15 protein-coding genes are annotated in these 18,291 nt (G+C 53.5%); 2 read left to right on the forward strand and 13 right to left on the reverse strand.

The window, feature by feature from the left end:
* Positions 1–38: 38 nt before the first annotated feature.
* The 12 genes from wecG to trxA form a co-directional block, all read right to left on the reverse strand.
* On the reverse strand, positions 39–779 hold the full coding sequence (gene wecG / locus ACFX4O_RS22585; RefSeq protein ID WP_131412646.1) for a lipopolysaccharide N-acetylmannosaminouronosyltransferase: 741 nt from the start codon (positions 777–779) through the stop codon (positions 39–41).
* A gap of 12 nt (positions 780–791) precedes the next feature.
* The gene (wzyE, locus tag ACFX4O_RS22590) at positions 792–2,144 is read right to left on the reverse strand and encodes an ECA oligosaccharide polymerase (RefSeq protein WP_131412648.1); all 1,353 of its coding nucleotides are present in this window, start codon (positions 2,142–2,144) and stop codon (positions 792–794) included.
* The gene (locus ACFX4O_RS22595; protein WP_131412650.1) at positions 2,141–3,220 is read right to left on the reverse strand and encodes a TDP-N-acetylfucosamine:lipid II N-acetylfucosaminyltransferase; all 1,080 of its coding nucleotides are present in this window, start codon (positions 3,218–3,220) and stop codon (positions 2,141–2,143) included. Before ACFX4O_RS22595 ends, wzyE begins: the two co-directional genes overlap by 4 nt.
* Complete coding sequence (gene wzxE, locus ACFX4O_RS22600; RefSeq protein ID WP_380211374.1) at positions 3,217–4,467, reverse strand: lipid III flippase WzxE; 1,251 nt, start codon at positions 4,465–4,467, stop codon at positions 3,217–3,219. The genes ACFX4O_RS22595 and wzxE overlap by 4 nt, the downstream gene beginning before the upstream one ends.
* Position 4,468: 1 nt before the next feature.
* The gene (gene rffA, locus ACFX4O_RS22605) at positions 4,469–5,599 is read right to left on the reverse strand and encodes a dTDP-4-amino-4,6-dideoxygalactose transaminase (protein WP_380211376.1); all 1,131 of its coding nucleotides are present in this window, start codon (positions 5,597–5,599) and stop codon (positions 4,469–4,471) included.
* Between the two features lie 4 nt (positions 5,600–5,603).
* Entirely contained in the window at positions 5,604–6,281 is a 678-nt protein-coding gene (rffC, locus tag ACFX4O_RS22610) for a dTDP-4-amino-4,6-dideoxy-D-galactose acyltransferase (protein WP_131412656.1), read from the reverse strand.
* A 24-nt stretch (positions 6,282–6,305) separates the two neighbouring features.
* A complete protein-coding gene (gene wecC, locus ACFX4O_RS22615; RefSeq protein ID WP_131412658.1) occupies positions 6,306–7,568 on the reverse strand; it encodes a UDP-N-acetyl-D-mannosamine dehydrogenase in 1,263 nt (420 codons plus the stop codon).
* On the reverse strand, positions 7,565–8,695 hold the full coding sequence (gene wecB, locus ACFX4O_RS22620; RefSeq protein ID WP_380211378.1) for a non-hydrolyzing UDP-N-acetylglucosamine 2-epimerase: 1,131 nt from the start codon (positions 8,693–8,695) through the stop codon (positions 7,565–7,567). The genes wecC and wecB overlap by 4 nt, the downstream gene beginning before the upstream one ends.
* A 55-nt stretch (positions 8,696–8,750) precedes the next feature.
* Positions 8,751–9,797: an ECA polysaccharide chain length modulation protein gene (wzzE, locus tag ACFX4O_RS22625; protein WP_380211380.1), complete on the reverse strand. Its 1,047-nt coding sequence runs from the start codon at positions 9,795–9,797 to the stop codon at positions 8,751–8,753.
* A gap of 13 nt (positions 9,798–9,810) precedes the next feature.
* Positions 9,811–10,914, reverse strand: coding sequence for a UDP-N-acetylglucosamine--undecaprenyl-phosphate N-acetylglucosaminephosphotransferase (gene wecA, locus ACFX4O_RS22630; RefSeq protein ID WP_380211382.1), 1,104 nt, complete (start codon positions 10,912–10,914; stop codon positions 9,811–9,813).
* A gap of 243 nt (positions 10,915–11,157) precedes the next feature.
* On the reverse strand, positions 11,158–12,417 hold the full coding sequence (rho, locus tag ACFX4O_RS22635) for a transcription termination factor Rho (protein ID WP_004386383.1): 1,260 nt from the start codon (positions 12,415–12,417) through the stop codon (positions 11,158–11,160).
* A 343-nt stretch (positions 12,418–12,760) separates the two neighbouring features.
* Positions 12,761–13,090: a thioredoxin TrxA gene (trxA, locus tag ACFX4O_RS22640; RefSeq protein WP_017459713.1), complete on the reverse strand. Its 330-nt coding sequence runs from the start codon at positions 13,088–13,090 to the stop codon at positions 12,761–12,763.
* A gap of 144 nt (positions 13,091–13,234) precedes the next feature.
* Between trxA and rhlB the strand changes: the two genes are divergently transcribed.
* Together rhlB and gppA are read left to right on the forward strand one after the other, a co-directional pair.
* A complete protein-coding gene (rhlB, locus tag ACFX4O_RS22645) occupies positions 13,235–14,503 on the forward strand; it encodes an ATP-dependent RNA helicase RhlB (RefSeq protein WP_131412666.1) in 1,269 nt (422 codons plus the stop codon).
* Between the two features lie 4 nt (positions 14,504–14,507).
* Positions 14,508–15,992, forward strand: coding sequence for a guanosine-5'-triphosphate,3'-diphosphate diphosphatase (gppA, locus tag ACFX4O_RS22650; RefSeq protein WP_131412668.1), 1,485 nt, complete (start codon positions 14,508–14,510; stop codon positions 15,990–15,992).
* Positions 15,993–16,179: 187 nt separating this feature from the next.
* Here the strand turns inward: gppA and rep are convergent, their stop codons facing one another.
* Positions 16,180–18,201, reverse strand: a complete 2,022-nt coding sequence (rep, locus tag ACFX4O_RS22655; RefSeq protein ID WP_131412670.1) for a DNA helicase Rep — start codon at positions 18,199–18,201, stop codon at positions 16,180–16,182.
* Between the last annotated feature and the right edge of the window lie 90 nt (positions 18,202–18,291).

An 18,291-nucleotide genomic window follows, 5' to 3' on the forward strand; every position in this document is an offset into this window, starting at 1 on the left:
GAAGGGAAAAGGCAGCGCATTACGCCGCCGGGAGAGTGTTAGAGTTTTCCGCTGTAGTGCCAGCGCAGATAACGCAGCAAGCGTAACTGGCGTTTCAGCCGCGTCGGTTGCGACAATAAGCGATACAGCCACTCCAGCCCTAATTTCTGCCAGAGTTTCGGCGCGCGCTTCACGTGTCCGGTAAAAACATCGTAAGTACCGCCCACGCCCATATACAGCGCATCAGGCCAGACAGCACGGCAGTCGCGCATAAAAATCTCCTGTTTCGGCGAGCCCATTGCGACGGTGACGATTTTCGCGCCGCTATCGCGGATCCGCTCAAACAGTGCTTGTCGCTGCGCCGGGCTAAAGTAGCCATCCTGGCTTCCCACCACATTCACCTGCCATTGCGTGCGCAGTTTCTGCTCTGTTTGCGCCAGCACTTCGGGTTTTCCACCCACCAGAAACACCGGTGTGCCCGTTTTCCCTGCCCGCGCCATCAGTTTTTCCCAGAGATCGGCCCCCGCAACGCGAGAAACCTGCGCCTGCGGGAATTTCTTGCGCAACGATCGTACGACGCTGATGCCATCGGCGTACTTATATTCCGCCGCCTCGATCAACGCGCGCACTTGCGCGTCATCTTCCAGCGTCAGGATTTTCTCTGCGTTAATCGCTACCAGCGTACCCTGTTTAATTTTCCCGTCGGCACAGAGAAAATCCAGCGCGTGTTGCATATCGCGCCAGCCAACCAGTTTCAGACCGCGCAGGTCATACAGCGGCGCTGCCGTCTTATCCGTCATGTTAAATCCTTTTCACACCTGGGAGAGGGGTTTCACCACACGCGTGTCGCGATGATGTATGAGCCCTGCACTGTCAAACAGCCAGTACAACAGTTTCGCCATCAACAGGCAGAAGCCGAAAATGGCAAGGAAGAACACAACCCGCGAGGCAAACGCATCCAGCCCTTCGCGCGTCAGCACAATCATGTTGAAAATAGCGCCAAAGCAGAAGCTATGAAGAATCGCGGCTTTATAACGGTTCGTTTCCCGGTTTCCTAAAGTATATAACCAGTCGAACCATTTAATGATCAGGCCCACGACCACCGCGCCTGGCGGGATAAACCACGCGCCGCCCATCACCACTAACGAACCAATCAGCGTGGGTGAAATCGCCAGCCCGGAGTGGTTGTTGAGCACTTCCCAGGTAAAGTAGTTCGCCGTGTTGAGCACAATGCCCGGCCGGGAAGGCCATAGCCAGGAAGGGATAAACACGTAGAAGTCGCGCACAACCGGCGCCAACCCCTGAAAATCAATCTTGTCGTAGTTTTGCAACAGCAGTGACAAGTTTTCCCACGGCGAGAAGGTATCGCGCGTCAGGTATAAAAAGGTATAAAACGCCTCGTCGCCGCTGACATTTAAGCCATAGCGTTTCAGCGCCAGCCAGAACATACCGACAATCCCCAGCACGCCCGCCGCAGCCAGCATCCAGAGCGAAATCCAGCCGCGAATAATACCGATAAACAGGAAAATCGCGAACGCGATAATAATATTGGCGCGCGTACCGCCAACAATCATGTAGGTCAGCAGGCCAAACGCCACGGTACTGACCAGAAAGAACAGCCACGCCTGTGCGCTCTGACGCAGGAAGTAGACCACCAGCATCGCCGGAATAAAGAAGTAGAAGAAACGCTTTAACGCGACGCCGGAAACTTCGCTGGAGAAGATTTGGCTATAGGAGTGCAAGCGGAATAACAAAAAACCGTTGTGCATGAAGAAGATCCCTACGCTCACCAGCGCAATGATCATCAGCATCACCCATGTCAGATGCGCTTCCACCCGGTTAATGGTGAACAACGGGCGACGTGTCGCCTGTTCGGCTTTTGCCCGCAGCCGCGTTTTGTATGTGACGTAATAGATGCCATAGAAACACGCAGCCGCCAGCAATGACTGCATCATAATTCCCGGCGGTGCCACGGCGACGTTAAAGCGGAACACCAGTACACACGTCAGCGGAAAACCGAAGAAAAAGGTCAGCAGAAACAGCAGCGAAAAGAAAACGTTAAAGTTAAATCGCACACGGCGGAATTCAAACCAGGTCAGCGTGGCAATAAAGAGTGTCGCCAGCAGCCAGATGATAAACAGTCCGCAAAACTCAAGTGGGCTCATCCGGCGATCCCCGCAGCCATACGCAGCGTTTTATGCCAAAGCGTAATGTAATTTGGACTAAAGAACGTAATGGCATTTTTATCCACCGCCACCAGTTGCCGTCGGGCTTCGCGGATCACCGATTCGTTTAGCGCATCGCTGGTAAACAACACCGGGATATCTTCTGCCACCATATCGCGCCAGAACGGGTTCTCCCGGTTCAGTACGCAAGGAACGCCAGCCTGAATCAGTAAGCAAAGCGTGCCGATTCCCTGCTGACGGGCGAAAATAAAGTAGCCTAAATCGCATTGCGCCAGCAGTGCCAGATAAGCATCAAAGTCCATTTTTTCACTCAAAATACGCAAATTATCTGCGCTAAATAGCGCCAGACCGGCGTTGCGTACCGCTGTGATATAGCTGTCGTTATTTGCCGGGTAACCCATCGGCACAATGATATTGACCGTATCGCCAAACTGGCGGTGAATCGCCTGCAATGCAGCAATGTGCTCGTTGCTCGGGTCGCCGGAGTTACCCACCAGAATCGTCAGTTTGCCTTCCCGTTGCAGCTCATGCGCCATGGTATTCAGCGCCGGATCCATACGCGTAGGGAAATAGAGCAGCTCGCCGCGCACTGCGGGGTTACGTTGCCCAAACCAGGCCAGATCGCCACGTGTCGCAAAAATGCAGCCCACACGGCGTTGTGCTAAACGGCGCAGCGGATAAAAGAGACGGAATTTTAGGCTGCGCGACACTTCATACAGATCGGCACCCCAGGCATGCCAGTAGAACTGTTCGCGCTTGATGGCACCACGTAATAATGCCAGCCACAGGCCGAAGTTGAACTGGCCGTGAAAGAAGAAGCGTTGCTGACGATCGGCTTTTGCGCGCGCGATGACCGCTTTTGCCAGCGCTTTTTTATCGGCATAAAAGTGCAGCGCCAATTCCGGATACGCCGCGCTTTGCCCTTCGTCGCGCCCGACAACCATAAATTCGCGGGCATACGCGCCCAAGGCCGCAAGGTTTTCGTTAAAAAACCGCAGAACAGTCTGGTTATGGTGTGGGATATTCGATCCCAATACGTGAATCAGTGCAGTCATGCCTTCTTACGCCAAATCAAAAAAGCGCCGCAACACGCGGCAAAATAGATAATGTAGGTCGCCATATAGGCCTGCGCTGCGCCGATAGCGCCATGCGCCGGGATAAGCACGCGCGAAAAGAGCGTTAACAGCGCGAACTGGCTCACTTCCGCCAGAATATAAAAGCGCAGTGAGGCTTTGGCGATAACCAAATAACCAAATACGTAAGCGCCCACTTTCAATACATCCCCGACCAGCTGCCAGGCGAACAGATCGCGCATCGCAGCGAACTTGTCGGAAAACAGCAACCAAATCGCCACATCGCGCAGCAACCAGACGCAAAGGCTCACTGCCGCCACCGCCGGTAACACAAAACGCAGCGATTTAACGATTTCGCGCGAGATCTCTGCTTTTGTCGTCAGTCTGGACAATGTGGGTAACAGATAAACGCTAAACGAGGCGGTGATAAATTGCAGATAAGCATCGGAGATACTGCTGACCCCTTGCCAGATCCCCACATCATCCCAGCTGTAGTGCGCAGCCAGTTGGTTTCGCATCATCACGTAGGCCAGTGGCAGGGTCGCCGAGGTGATCAGCGCCATTAACGTAAATTTGCTTAACTGCCCCGCTAATCCGTTGTCCCATCGCGGCGCAAAGTACGCCAGCGGAACACTGCCACGCCGCATCAGCATGATCATTGCCGGGATAACCACCAGCGCCGGTACCAGCGCCATTCCCAGCAGTGCGCCCTGATAGCCGCCCAGTTTGAAACAGAGAAACCATGCCAGCACGCCGATCACGCTGCCGATAATCAGCGACAGCGCGTTACTTGCTGCATCGCGGAAACCTTTCATCACAGCCAGCAGCAGGTTCGCCCAAGCAATCCCCATCTGCACCAGCGCCACCAGCCGCACCAGTCCCTGATAATCTTTATGACCGAATAATCCCTGGCTAATCGGTGCAGCCGCCAGCAGGAAAATCAGCGCCAGCAGCGTCGAAAAGCCCAGCACCATCGCGGACGACGTGCCAATAGCAATGCGCAAGCGAGCCGGATCGTCATGGTATTGCGCGACAAATTTCGTTACGCCGTTAAAAATCCCGGCACCTGCCAGCACGCCCAGCACGGTAATAAGCTGGCGGAAATTGCCCGCCTGCCCGACGCCTGACGGCCCAAACGCCACCGCAAGCAATTTGACCACCAGCAAGCCCGCGCCAATCTTGACCAGCGTGCTGGCGGCCGTCCATATCGATGCTTTTGCCAGCGACATGTCAGTTGAAGTAGCTCAATAGCGTGCTGATAACCGTGCGCTGATTAACCGGTGCCAGGTTGTAGAACAGCGGCAGACGCAACAAACGCTCACTTTCTTGTGTGGTGTAGCGATCTTCGCCGTGGAATTCGCCGAATTTTTCACCGGCCGGTGAGGCATGCAGCGGGATATAGTGGAACACCGCGAGGATTTCCGCTTCTTTCAGGAAAGCAATCAGCGCACTACGGTCGGCTTCATCGCGTAGCTTGATATAAAACATATGCGCATTGTGGCTACACTCCGCAGGGATCGAGGGCAGCTCAATGCGACCCGCGCGTGCCAGCGGCTTTAATGCGTCGTAATAGGTTTGCCACAACGCCAGACGCTGCTGGTTAATGCGTTCTGCCGCTTCCAGTTGCGCCCATAAATAGGCAGCCTGGAGATCCGCCATCAGATAGCTGGAACCGATATCCCGCCAGGTGTATTTATCCACCTGGCCACGGAAGAACTGGCTGCGGTTAGTGCCTTTCTCACGAATGATCTCTGCTCGTTCCACCAGCGCACGATCGTTAATCAGCGTCGCGCCGCCTTCGCCGCCAGCGGTGTAGTTTTTGGTTTCATGGAAACTAAAGCAACCAATATGACCGATCGTGCCCAGCGCTCGTCCTTTATAGGTCGACATCACACCCTGTGCAGCATCCTCCACCACATACAGATTATGGTGTTTGGCAATCGCCATGATGGTATCCATTTCGCAGGCAACACCCGCGTAATGCACCGGCACAATGGCACGAGTATTTTCGGTGATGGCAGCTTCGATCAGCGTTTCATCAATGTTCATGGTATCCGGGCGGATATCAACAAAGACGATTTTCGCACCGCGCAGCACAAACGCATTGGCAGTCGAAACGAAGGTGTAGCTCGGCATGATCACTTCATCGCCGGGCTGGATATCCAGCAGCAGCGCGGCCATCTCCAGCGATGCAGTACAGGAAGGCGTCAGCAAGACTTTCGCGCTGTGAAAACGCTGCTCCATCCACTGCTGGCAGCGGCGGGTAAAACCGCCATCGCCGCATAACTTACCGCTGCCCATCGCCGACTGCATGTAGTCGAGTTCCGTTCCCACCACCGGTGGGGCGTTAAAGGGGATCATAGAGTCACCTGTATAGCCACAAGGCGGTGCTTTCAATATTCGCCCCGCTCTGAATATAGCGTTTAAGTGCGGCAGTGTTCCCAAGCTGAGTCGCCACCCGCACACGTTTTAGCTCGCGCTGGCGCGCCCAGTGGCACGCCGCCTGCATTAATTTTTCGCCCATGCCGCGCCCGGCCAACAGGCCAATGCGCGCTTCCTGTTCGTTGAGCTGGCGCAACGAGACAAAGCCCGTGATATCGCCCTGCGCGTTACGAAATACCAGGCACTGATGGTCAAACTCGCCTTTTACCGCGTTTTCAATCCATTGTGCATAAAAACGCCCGCTCGCCTCTGCTGGATACCAGGGGGCGCGAAACCGGCTCTGCACAAAAATGTCGGCTGCCATCTGGCGTAGCACAGGGATGTCCGCAAGTGTCGCCACATCAGCCGCCGGATCGATGCCCTGTTCCTCTACCGCCAGTGAGAGGTCAATCTCGCCTTCGACCAGTTGAAAACCAAGTTGCTGCAACGCATCTAACTGGTGGGGCTGCGATGCCGGCAGTTTCACCTGCACACGCGCCCAATTAGCAAAATCCGCGCTGGTCAACGCTGGAGCCGAGGGTTGCAGGCGAACAATCGCGCTACGCAAGCTAAAAAAGCGGCTTTCCCAAGCCAGTTCTTCTACCGTGCCGTGAATAACCATGCTGTTCCCTTTATACTCACTCGCTTAGCGCCAGACACCTTTGGTATCGACAACGAACGGCTGATGAATGCTGGTGCTCTCCACCGCTTTAAACTCGTTATGATCAACCAGCATCACCAGCACATCGGCCTGCGCCAGCGCATCATGGGTATTTACCAGCGTGCCGTGTCCAGCGAACTTAGCCGGAAGCTGGTGAATATTCGGTTCCACCACCAGCGTTTCACCGCTGTGCCACTGCGCGATGTCGAGGGCAATTTCCATTGCCGGGCTTTCACGCAAATCATCGATATTGGGCTTAAAGGCCAGCCCGAAACAGGCGATTTTGATTTCACTGGCGCGCTTGCCGCTGGCCGTCAGGCAATCTGCAACCGTCGCTTTGACCTGATTCAACACCCAGTGCGGTTTAAAGTCGTTAACTTCACGCGCGGTGCGGATAAGCCGCGACTGCTGCGGGTTCTGCGCGACAATAAACCACGGATCAACGGCAATACAGTGCCCGCCGACGCCAGGACCAGGCTGGAGAATATTGACACGCGGATGGCGGTTCGCCAGGCGAATCAACTCCCAAACATTGATCCCCTGATCGGCGCAAATCAGCGACAGTTCGTTGGCAAATGCAATGTTGACATCGCGGAAGCTGTTTTCGGTAAGTTTGCACATTTCAGCGGTGCGCGAGTTAGTCACCACGCATTCGCCTTCGAGGAAAATTTTGTACAGCTCGCTGGCACGCGCCGAACAAACCGGCGTCATCCCGCCAATAACGCGATCATTTTTAATCAGCTCAACCATGACTTGCCCCGGCAGCACGCGCTCCGGGCAGTAGGCGATATTGATGTCAGCGCTTTCACCCGCCTGCTGCGGGAAAGTGAGATCCGGGCGCGCTTCGGCAAGCCACTGTGCCATCTGCTCTGTTGCCCCTACCGGCGAGGTCGATTCAAGGATCACTAACGCGCCTTTGCCGAGCACTGGCGCGATGGATTTAGCCGCCGCCTCAACATAGGCCATATCTGGCTCATGCTCGCCTTTAAACGGTGTTGGCACGGCGATCAAGTAAGCATCTGCGGCGACAGGTGTGGTGCTCGCTCGAAGATAACCGCCATTTACTGCCGATTTCACCACACTTCCCAGTTCCGGCTCGACGATATGGATTTCGCCACGGTTAATGGTTTCTACCGCATTGGCGTTGATATCGACGCCAACAACCTGCTTCTGCCGTGACGCAAACGCCGCTGCGGTAGGCAGACCAATATAGCCCAGGCCAATAACGGAAATGGTTTTAAAGCTCATAGTGTTACCCGATTATTTTTAAGTGCGTGCAAAATGCGACCACAGGCCAGCCCGTCACCATAAGGGTTGTGCGCGCGGCTCATTGCCTGCCATGCATCGTTGTCATGAAGCAGGTGCGAGACCTCTTCAACAATGCGCTGGCGATCCGTGCCAACCAGTTTAACCGTACCCGCATCAACGGCTTCCGGGCGTTCGGTGGTATCACGCATCACCAGCACCGGCTTGCCGAGCGAAGGGGCCTCTTCCTGTATGCCACCCGAATCCGTCAGGATCAGCCAGGCATGATTCATCAACCACAAAAACGGCAGGTAATCCTGGGGCTCTATTAGCGTAATGTTCTCAACGTGACCGAGAATACGGCTAGCTGGCTCTCTGACATTGGGATTCAGATGAACCGGATAGACAATTTGCACATCATCATGCTGCGCGGCGATATCTGCTAACGCATGGCAAATTTGTTCAAAACCACGGCCAAAACTCTCGCGGCGATGCCCGGTGACAAGAATGAGTTTTTTATCTCTGTCGAGGAACGGATAACGCGCTGCCAGCTCCTCATAGCGCGAAGGGGTGTTCATCACGCTGTCGCGAACCCAGAAAAGCGCATCAATAACAGTATTGCCAGTGACAAAAATCCGGTTATCCGCAACATTTTCACGGCGTAAATTGAGGCGGGAGTTCTCCGTCGGCGCAAAGTGATACATCGCCAGGTGACCAGTCAACGTGCGGTTTGCCTCTTCTGGCCAGGGGGAAGAGAGATCGCCAGTACGCAGACCCGCTTCAACATGCCCGACAGGAATACGCTGATAAAACGCGGCAAGGCTGGCCGCCATCGTCGTTGTCGTGTCGCCATGCACCAGCACCACATCGGGGCGGAAGGATTCAAGGATGGGCTTTAACCCTTCAAGAATGCCGCAGGTAATCTCCGTAAGCCCTTGTCCTGGCCGCATAATGTTTAGATCGTAATCCGGAACAATAGAGAAGAGAGTTAACACCTGATCAAGCATCTCCCGATGCTGCGCAGTGACGCAAACTCTTGCTTCAAAGTCTGGATCCTTTGCCAGCGCATGTACCAGCGGAGCCATTTTGATGGCTTCTGGCCTTGTGCCAAATACGGTAAGTACTTTCACAACGATTCTCTTCGATTAGAGGATGAAGGCGCGGAGCCTTCATCTCAGACGGCGTTTAATTCGAACGGCGGCGTGTTAATGCAATTCCGGAGCCGATTAACGCACCAACAATTCCCCACATGATCATCAGGAAAGCACGACGCGGGCTGTCGCGTTTTACCGGTTCTTCCGGCGTACGCAAATAACGATATGTCTGAAAACGGGGATCAAGTGTCGGACCAACGTTAAGCGTATTCAGCATTGCCCGATTTTGATCATAGTCCAGATCAAACTGTGGCCCCACTGCCCGCAGGTTTTCCAGCCTCGCTTGTAGCATTGGACGGCCCAGCATAAACAGTTCTGAATCTGGCAGTTCATCTGGTGGAACTTCTGTCTCAGTGTGGGAAATGTTGTGCTGTTGAGCGATTTGAAGTGCTTGCTCAACGCTGTGTTGACGGCGGTTAAAAATCGCTTTTGCCACTTCTTCCTGGCGTTTAACCTGTGCTTTCATCTGGATGGTACGCGCGGCCCAGGCTCCTTTCAGCTCATCGTTAAGATGGCTGGCGGCCCGCTGGCTGGCAAAAGCGACATACTGACGCAGCAGGTTGTTGGCATCTGGCGCGGTTTCAGCAATCAACTTCACGTTGTCATTAAGGTTGCGGACAACATCTCCAGGCGTGTACTGGATGTTATTGATTAGCTCGTCGAGCGTCGCCGCATCCGCCTTGCTGTTACCGACAAGGCGCTGTTTGTAGTAATCCGTCTGCGACCAGAAATCGCGGCGCGTATCCCACGAGGCGAGTTGCATAATGAACTCTTTGTACGCCTCATCCATTACTGACATTTGCTCGACCAGCGGCTGGTTCGCTTTAACGTCCAGATTGCGCAGGAACTGCTGCTGGGAATAATAACCTCCCAGCATATTAACGGTGGGTCGGTCAGTAACTGCGGTCGCACCCCACTCCTGGGTAGCAAAAAAGGTCCAGATTAATGCGAGTAAAGCAAACAGTGCAGCTATCCCCGCGATCCATAATTTCCCTACCCACAAAGTACGGAATAAGCCCCGGATATCCAGTTCGTTTTCCGTACCCATCGAAGGTTTTTCTGACGCTGGTTGAATCATCGCTTTCCCGGATTTACTTGGTTAGTGTCGATTTAGAATCGCTATTACGGCGCATTCTGCGTTTAATTCGCTTGATAAAGCGCGCCACTTTCCATGCGCGCTTAATACAGTAGCCATATAGAAAGAACGCTAGCAAAAACAGTACCAACATCACCCATTCTGGGGTGAGGCGGAGATATTCTGCGGCGACACCAATACTGGCCAGCAAAGCGGCTGCAAGGGTAATCAGCACAAAGGCCTGACGGGAAGTAAACCCTGCGCGCATGATCAGATGATGAATATGCTGGCGATCCGGCGAAAAAGGACTCATCCCTTTGCGTAAACGACGATACATGATGGCCACCATATCCATTAAAGGAATGGCAATGATCCATAAAGCCGTAACCGGGCTGATCGGGTGCGTTTGCCCCTGCGTCGTTTCCAGTAAAATCCAAATGACGGTAAAACCGATAAGCGTACTTCCGGCGTCGCCCATAAAGACTTTGTAGCGACGTCCCAGAATACCTAGATTCAACAAGATGTAAGGAATTATCGCGGCGATCATGGCGAAGCACCACAGCGCAAGGCTGAATTGCCCATCAAACCATAAAATGAAGCCGATCGCAGCAAACGAAACGCAGGAAAGCCCGCCCAGCAGACCATCAATGCCATCAACCATATTGAACGCGTTGATTGCCGCCCATATAGCAAACAATGTCAGTATGTAGCCGAAAGGACCTAACACCATTTCCCATGAGCCAAAAATATAGCCCAGGCTGCTGAGATAAAGTTTTCCGACGACCATCATGATAATGGCAATCAATGCCTGGACAGCAGCACGGATTTTTACACTAATATCAAAGCGGTCGTCCAGCGCACCGACAAAGACCAAAACACCGGCGCAGCAGAGATAGAGGGCAGCATGGGGAATGTAATAATCCGTGATACCAAACGTAAAGCAGACCCCTGCAAATACTGAGATTCCCCCAACAAGAGGGATCAATCCCTGATGCCGTTTACGATAGTTGGGTTTGTCCACCAATCCGATATATCTTGCTATTTTACGAGCAAAAAACAAAAAGACGGTTGTGAACAAGAAAATACTGAATAATTCAGTACACGCAGTGAGTAAATTCACAATGGATGCTCTCAGCGAATGTTAATCCTGGCAGTATAACGACGTTGCCATGCCCTATAAAATGAGAAAGCAGGTCGTTTACAAGCTTTATTGTCTTTTTTCAACCGAACGAGATATTCAACAGATTTATCTATCACTCTTGAGCGGCCAGCCTCGGACAGTGCTTGTCCCGGTGCATATAGCGTATAGCTCGTAAATAAAAAACGCCACGTAAAAACGTGGCGTTTCCGAGGTTTATTTATATTAAGAGCGCTTCATCATGTCAAAGAACTCATCATTGGTCTTCGTCATTGCCAGCTTGTTAATGAGGAACTCCATGGCGTCGATCTCACCCATCGGGTGAATGATTTTGCGCAGGATCCACATTTTCTGCAGCTCTTCCTGAGTGGTGAGCAGCTCTTCTTTACGCGTACCGGAACGATTGTAATCAATCGCCGGGAAGACACGTTTTTCAGCGATTTTACGCGAGAGGTGCAGTTCCATGTTACCGGTGCCTTTAAACTCTTCGTAAATCACTTCGTCCATTTTCGAACCGGTATCAATCAGCGCGGTCGCGATAATGGTCAGGCTGCCGCCCTCTTCCACGTTACGCGCGGCACCGAAGAAGCGTTTCGGGCGATGCAGGGCGTTCGCGTCGACACCACCGGTCAACACCTTGCCGGAAGCCGGAACAACGGTGTTGTAAGCGCGCGCCAGGCGGGTAATGGAGTCCAGCAGAATGATAACGTCTTTCTTGTGCTCGACCAGACGTTTGGCCTTCTCGATAACCATTTCTGCAACCTGCACGTGGCGGGAAGCTGGTTCGTCAAAGGTGGAAGCAACCACTTCACCTTTAACCAGACGTTGCATCTCGGTCACTTCTTCCGGACGTTCGTCAATCAGCAGCACCATCAGTACGCAGTCTGGATGGTTGTAAGCAATGCTCTGCGCGATGTTCTGCAGCAGCATGGTTTTACCGGCTTTTGGCGGTGCAACAATCAGACCACGCTGACCACGACCGATCGGCGACGCCAGATCCAGTACGCGTGCGGTTAAGTCTTCCGTCGAGCCATTACCACGTTCCATACGCAGACGAGAGTTCGCGTGCAGCGGTGTTAAGTTTTCGAACAGAATCTTATTGCGCGCATTTTCCGGCTTATCGAAGTTCACCTCGTTAACTTTCAGCAATGCAAAGTAACGTTCACCTTCTTTAGGCGGGCGAATCTTACCTGAAATGGTGTCACCAGTACGGAGGTTGAAACGGCGGATTTGGCTGGGGGATACGTAGATGTCGTCAGGGCCGGCGAGGTAGGAGCTGTCTGCGGAGCGGAGGAAACCAAATCCATCCTGCAGAATCTCCAGCACGCCATCGCCAAAGATATCTTCGCCACTCTTCGCGTGCTGCTTCAGGATGGCGAAAATGATGTCCTGTTTGCGCATACGGGCCAGGTTTTCCAGCCCCATATTTTCGCCGAGAGTGATCAGCTCAGAAACCGGCGTATTCTTTAATTCGGTAAGATTCATAATGGTGTGGGTTCTTAAACTCGGGGTAAATCTCGAACTTAATGTTGTGAATGGTATGGCAGGGTCATCCATGCCTGTTAACGGCCATCAACTTATGTCTGATCGGTGCCTGGTCACAGGAAAGTACGCAGAACTGAAACGATAAGACGGAATAAGTGATAAGCCCGGAATCTGTCGACTTCTCTCGCGATGGTATTGCTCTGCGGGAAGTATCGGGGTAATGCTAGATTCAAACAACTAAAGGTATGTTCAAAACGAAGTCAAAACTAAATTAGCACGGCTGAAGCCGGGCGTCCAGCGATCCCCAAAAATTAGGACTGCTGGCGCGCCGGCGGAGCCTGGATTACGCCAGGTTGGCGTCCAGGAACTCTTTCAGTTGGCCTTTAGACAGGGCGCCAACTTTGGTTGCTGCAACTTCGCCGTTTTTAAACAGCAGCAGGGTCGGGATACCGCGAATGCCATATTTCGGCGCGGTGCCCGGATTCTGGTCGATGTTCAGCTTCGCAATGGTCAGCTTGCCTTCATACTCATCAGCGACTTCATCCAGAATCGGGGCGATCATTTTACACGGTCCACACCACTCTGCCCAGAAATCAACGAGCACAAGCCCGTCCGCTTTGAGTACATCCGTGTCAAAACTATCGTCAGTCAGGTGAATAATTTTATCGCTCATATATAACTCCACAGGAATAAGCCTGGCATGTTGGTGTAGCATAAAACAGCAGCGTGTTGATGCCACAATAACCAACTAAAGGTTGACTTTATTTCACCGGATACGCTTTCGTAAAGCAATAGTAAGCTGATATTCTACCACACTATGAGCAAAACACATTTAACAGAACAGAAGTTTACCGACTTCGCCCTGCACCCAAAGGTGATCGAAGCCCTTGAAAAAAAAGGGTTTCATAATTGCACGCCTATTCAGGCTCTGGCTCTTCCGCTGACGCTGGCGGGCCGTGATGTTGCAGGTCAGGCGCAAACCGGTACCGGCAAAACGATGGCGTTTTTAACGTCAACGTTTCATTATCTACTCTCTCACCCGGCAATCGAAGACCGTAAAGTGAACCAGCCGCGCGCGATTATCATGGCGCCGACACGTGAACTCGCGGTACAAATTCATGCCGATGCAGAACCGCTGGCGCAAACAACTGGCCTGAAGCTGGGTCTGGCTTACGGCGGTGACGGCTATGACAAACAGCTGAAAGTGCTGGAAAGCGGCGTCGATATTTTAATCGGCACCACGGGCCGAATGATCGATTACACCAAACAGAACCATATTAACCTGGGCGCGATCCAGGTCGTGGTGCTGGACGAAGCAGATCGTATGTACGATCTGGGCTTTATCAAAGATATCCGCTGGCTGTTCCGCCGTATGCCACCAGTGACTTCACGTTTGAACATGCTCTTCTCCGCCACGCTGTCCTATCGGGTGCGTGAGCTGGCGTTTGAGCAGATGAATAACGCCGAATATGTCGAAGTGGAGCCGGAACAAAAAACGGGCCACCGTATTAAAGAAGAGCTTTTCTACCCGTCTAACGACGAGAAAATGCGCTTGCTGCAAACGCTGATCGAAGAAGAATGGCCAGATCGCGCCATTATCTTCGCCAATACCAAACACCGCTGTGAAGATATCTGGGGCAGCCTGGCCGCAGATGGTCATCGTGTTGGTTTGCTGACCGGCGATGTCGCGCAGAAAAAACGCCTGCGTATTCTTGATGAGTTCACGCGTGGCGATCTCGACATTCTGGTCGCGACTGACGTTGCTGCACGTGGTCTGCATATTCCTGCAGTCACGCACGTTTTTAACTACGATCTGCCGGACGATTGTGAAGATTACGTTCACCGTATCGGTCGTACCGGTCGCGCTGGTGCCAGCGGCAACTCAATCAGCCTTGCCTGTGAAGAGTACGCATTGAACCTGCCGGCGATTGAGACCTATATCGGGCACTCGATTCCGGTCAGCAAATACGATCCGGATGCCCTGCTCAGCGAGCTGCCACCGCCAAAACGTTTGACGCGAGCACGCTCTGGCAACGGCCCGCGCCGCAGCGGTGGCGCTCCACGTAATCGCCGTCGTTCAGGTTAAAAATATGCTCGGTTCCGCCTCGCTCTATGCCGCTATTGATCTTGGATCCAACAGTTTTCATATGCTGGTTGTGCGCGAGGTGGCGGGAAGCATTCAGACGCTTTCGCGCATCAAACGCAAAGTTCGCCTGGCTGCAGGGTTAAGCCCCGACAATCGTCTTTCTCAGGAAGCGATGGAGCGAGGGTGGCAGTGCCTGCGGCTGTTTTCCGAACGTCTGCAGGATATTCCCCAGGAGCAAATCCGCGTCGTAGCAACAGCCACGTTGCGCCTGGCGGTTAACGCGCAGGAATTTATCGACAAAGCGCAAGAAATCCTGGGCTGCCCAGTGCAGGTTATTAGCGGCGAGGAAGAAGCGCGGCTGATCTATCAGGGCGTTGCGCACACTACGGGTGGTGCGGATCAGCGTCTGGTGGTTGATATTGGCGGTGCCAGTACAGAGTTGGTCACTGGCACCGGTGCACAAACAACCTCCCTTTTCAGCCTGTCGATGGGCTGCGTCACCTGGCTTGAGCGCTTTTTTACCGACCGCAACCTCGGGCAGGAAAATTTTGCCGCCGCCGAACAAGCCGCTTGTGAGGTGTTGCGCCCGGTGGCCGATGAGCTTCGCCACCATGGCTGGAAAGTTTGTGTCGGGGCCTCGGGTACGGTTCAGGCACTGCAAGAAATTATGATGGCGCAGGGCATGGATGAGCGCATCACCCTCGCTAAATTGCAGCAGCTTAAGCAGCGCGCCATACAGTGCGGACGGCTTGAAGAGCTGGAAATCGAAGGCCTGACACTCGAACGCGCGTTGGTGTTCCCGAGCGGTCTGGCCATCCTTATCGCTATCTTCACCGAAATGAATATTGAAAGCATGACGCTGGCCGGTGGCGCATTACGCGAAGGTCTGGTCTACGGCATGTTGCACCTGGCGGTAGATGAAGACATTCGTAGCCGCACGCTGCGCAATATTCAACGCCGTTTTATTATCGATACCGATCAATCCCGCCGCGTGACAACGCTGGCCGGGCGTTTTGCGCAGAGCGTCGCTAAAGTGTGGGAATTAGATGCGTACAGCATCGAAATTCTGAAAGTTGCCTGCGAACTGCATGAAATTGGTTTGAGCATTGAGTTTAAGCAAGCACCGCTACACGCGGCATGGCTGGTACGTAATCTCGACCTGCCAGGTTTTACCCCCGCGCAAAAGAAACTGCTCGCGACATTGCTGCTTAACCAGACGAACGCTGTGGATCTCTCGTCGCTCCATCAGCAAAACGCCGTGCCGCCGCGCGTGGCAGAGCACCTTTGTCGTCTGCTTCGTCTGGCCATTATTTTCGCCAGCCGTCGTCGCGATGATCTGCTGCCGGATATTGCGGTTACCGCGCAGGGAGAGAAGCTGGTGCTGACGCTACCGCAAGGGTGGCTGGCAAGTCACCCGCTTGGCGCAGAACTGATTGATCAGGAAAGCCAGTGGCAGAGTTACGTGCACTGGTCGCTGGAAATCCAGTAACCCTCACACAGAAACAGAAGATGGCCCGCCCGCTGCGGGCTTTTTTATTACTCACTAAATCACTTGGCAGCAACGGGTTTTGGCTCTGTCGGGTTTAATCTAACGGAGCGGGCAGACGCTTCTTTTTAACTTTTTCAGCCCGCTCTTCGAGGGCGCAATCCACACTGCCTTCAATGAAGGTGAGTTTTTATTTGTCCTTCGCTTTCGCCAGCATCGCGCGAATATTCGCCACGTTGGCCTGGCCTTTATGCATGCGCTCTTCGGCGCTGACCACTTTCCGTTCCTGCTCCCAAATCAAATCATCCTGCGGCAGTTCCAGCAGGAATCGGCTCGGTTCCGGGCGGACTAACTCACCGTACTGGCGGCGTTCTTTACAGAGGGTGAAAATCAGCTCTTTCTGCGCACGGGTGATGCCCACATAAGCCAGCCGCCGCTCTTCATCGACGTTATCTTCATCGATACTGCTCTGGTGCGGTAATAATCCCTCTTCCATACCAACCAGGAAAACATACGGGAATTCAAGGCCCTTAGAAGCGTGCAGCGTCATCAACTGTACCTGATCGGATTCGTCGTCACTCTCGCCGCGCTCCATCATATCGCGCAGGGTAAAGCGCGTGACGACTTCCGCCAGCGTCATCGGCTCATCCAGTTCGCTGCCTTCCAGCATCTCTGTCATCCAGCCGAATAGCGTGTTGACGTTTTTCATGCGCATCTCCGCTGCTTTCGGGCTGGCGGATGTTTCAAACAACCAGGATTCGTAATCAATGCCGTGAATTAAATCGCGTACCGCCGCGATAGGCTCGCGCTCCGACAAGCGCTGAACCTCGCCCAGCCAGTGAGTAAAACGCGTCAGCGCGTCATAGCCGCGCCCGGTCAGCGTCTGGTTCAGACCAACGTCAAAGCTGGCGGCAAACAGGCTCTTATTTCGCAACATCGCCCATTCGCCCAGCTTTTGCAGCGTTGCCGAGCCAATTTCACGCTTTGGCGTATTCACAATTCGCAAAAACGCACTGTCATCATCCGTATTGGTCAGTACCCGCAAATAGGCCAGCAGATCTTTGATTTCCGGGCGCGAAAAGAACGAGGTGCCGCCGGAAATCTTGTACGGGATGCGGTTCTGCATCAGGAATTTTTCGAACACGCGCGACTGGTGGTTGCCGCGATAGAGGATCGCATAATCCTTGTATTCGGTTTTGTTCACGAAGTGGTGAGCAATCAGCTCACCGGTCACGCGCTCGGCTTCATGCTCTTCATGGTTGGCGCTGAGCACTTTTAGCTCCGCACCGTAACCCAGTTCAGAAAAGAGCCGCTTTTCAAAAACGTGTGGGTTGTTGGCGATGAGGATATTCGCCGCTTTCAGGATGCGCCCGGAAGAGCGGTAGTTCTGTTCCAGCTTAATCACCTGCAATGCCGGGAAATCCTGGCTCAGCAGCACCAGGTTTTGTGGCCGCGCGCCGCGCCATGAATAAATAGACTGGTCATCGTCACCCACGACGGTGAAGCGCGCGCGCTGGCCCACTAACAGCTTTACCAGCTCATACTGGCTGGTGTTGGTGTCCTGATATTCATCCACCAGCAGGTAACGAATTTTATTCTGCCAGCGTTCGCGCACCTCTTGATTGCGCTGCAATAGCAGCGTCGGCAGCAGGATCAGGTCGTCAAAATCGAGTACGTTACACGCCTTCATATGGGCGTCGTACAGACCGTAGCAATGAGCAAAAATACGATCGCGTTCACCGTTTGCGCGCGCAGCGGCCTGTTGTGGTGTCATCAGATCGTTTTTCCAGTTTGAGATCGTCGAGATCAGCTGTTGCAGCACCAATTTGTCGTCTTCGATCAGCCCTTCGGTCAGATCTTTCAGCAACGCGACCTGATCGGTGTCGTCAAACAGGGAAAAGTTAGATTTCATCCCCAACGCGGCAAACTCACGTTTGATGATATTCAGCCCCAGCGTGTGGAAAGTGGAGATCATCAGCCCGCGCGCCTCTTTGCGCCCCAGCGTCTGCGCAACACGTTCTTTCATCTCACGCGCAGCTTTATTGGTAAAGGTTACCGCCGCAATATGTTTCGCCTGATAGCCACAGCCGCGGATCAAATGGGCGATTTTATTGGTGATCACGCGTGTTTTACCGGATCCCGCTCCCGCCAGCACCAGGCATGGTCCGGTGACGAATTCGACGGCTTGTTGTTGTCCGGGGTTTAAACGCATAAAAAATCACTCAATGAAAAGTCTGGAGGGAAAATATACACAAAGTCATTCAGGCCGCGAATCTCCAGCCGCTTACTCATGTAAGTGACG

It is taken from the genome of Kosakonia sp. YIM B13571 (assembly GCF_042788095.1).
GTDB classification, from domain to species: domain Bacteria; phylum Pseudomonadota; class Gammaproteobacteria; order Enterobacterales; family Enterobacteriaceae; genus Kosakonia; species Kosakonia quasisacchari.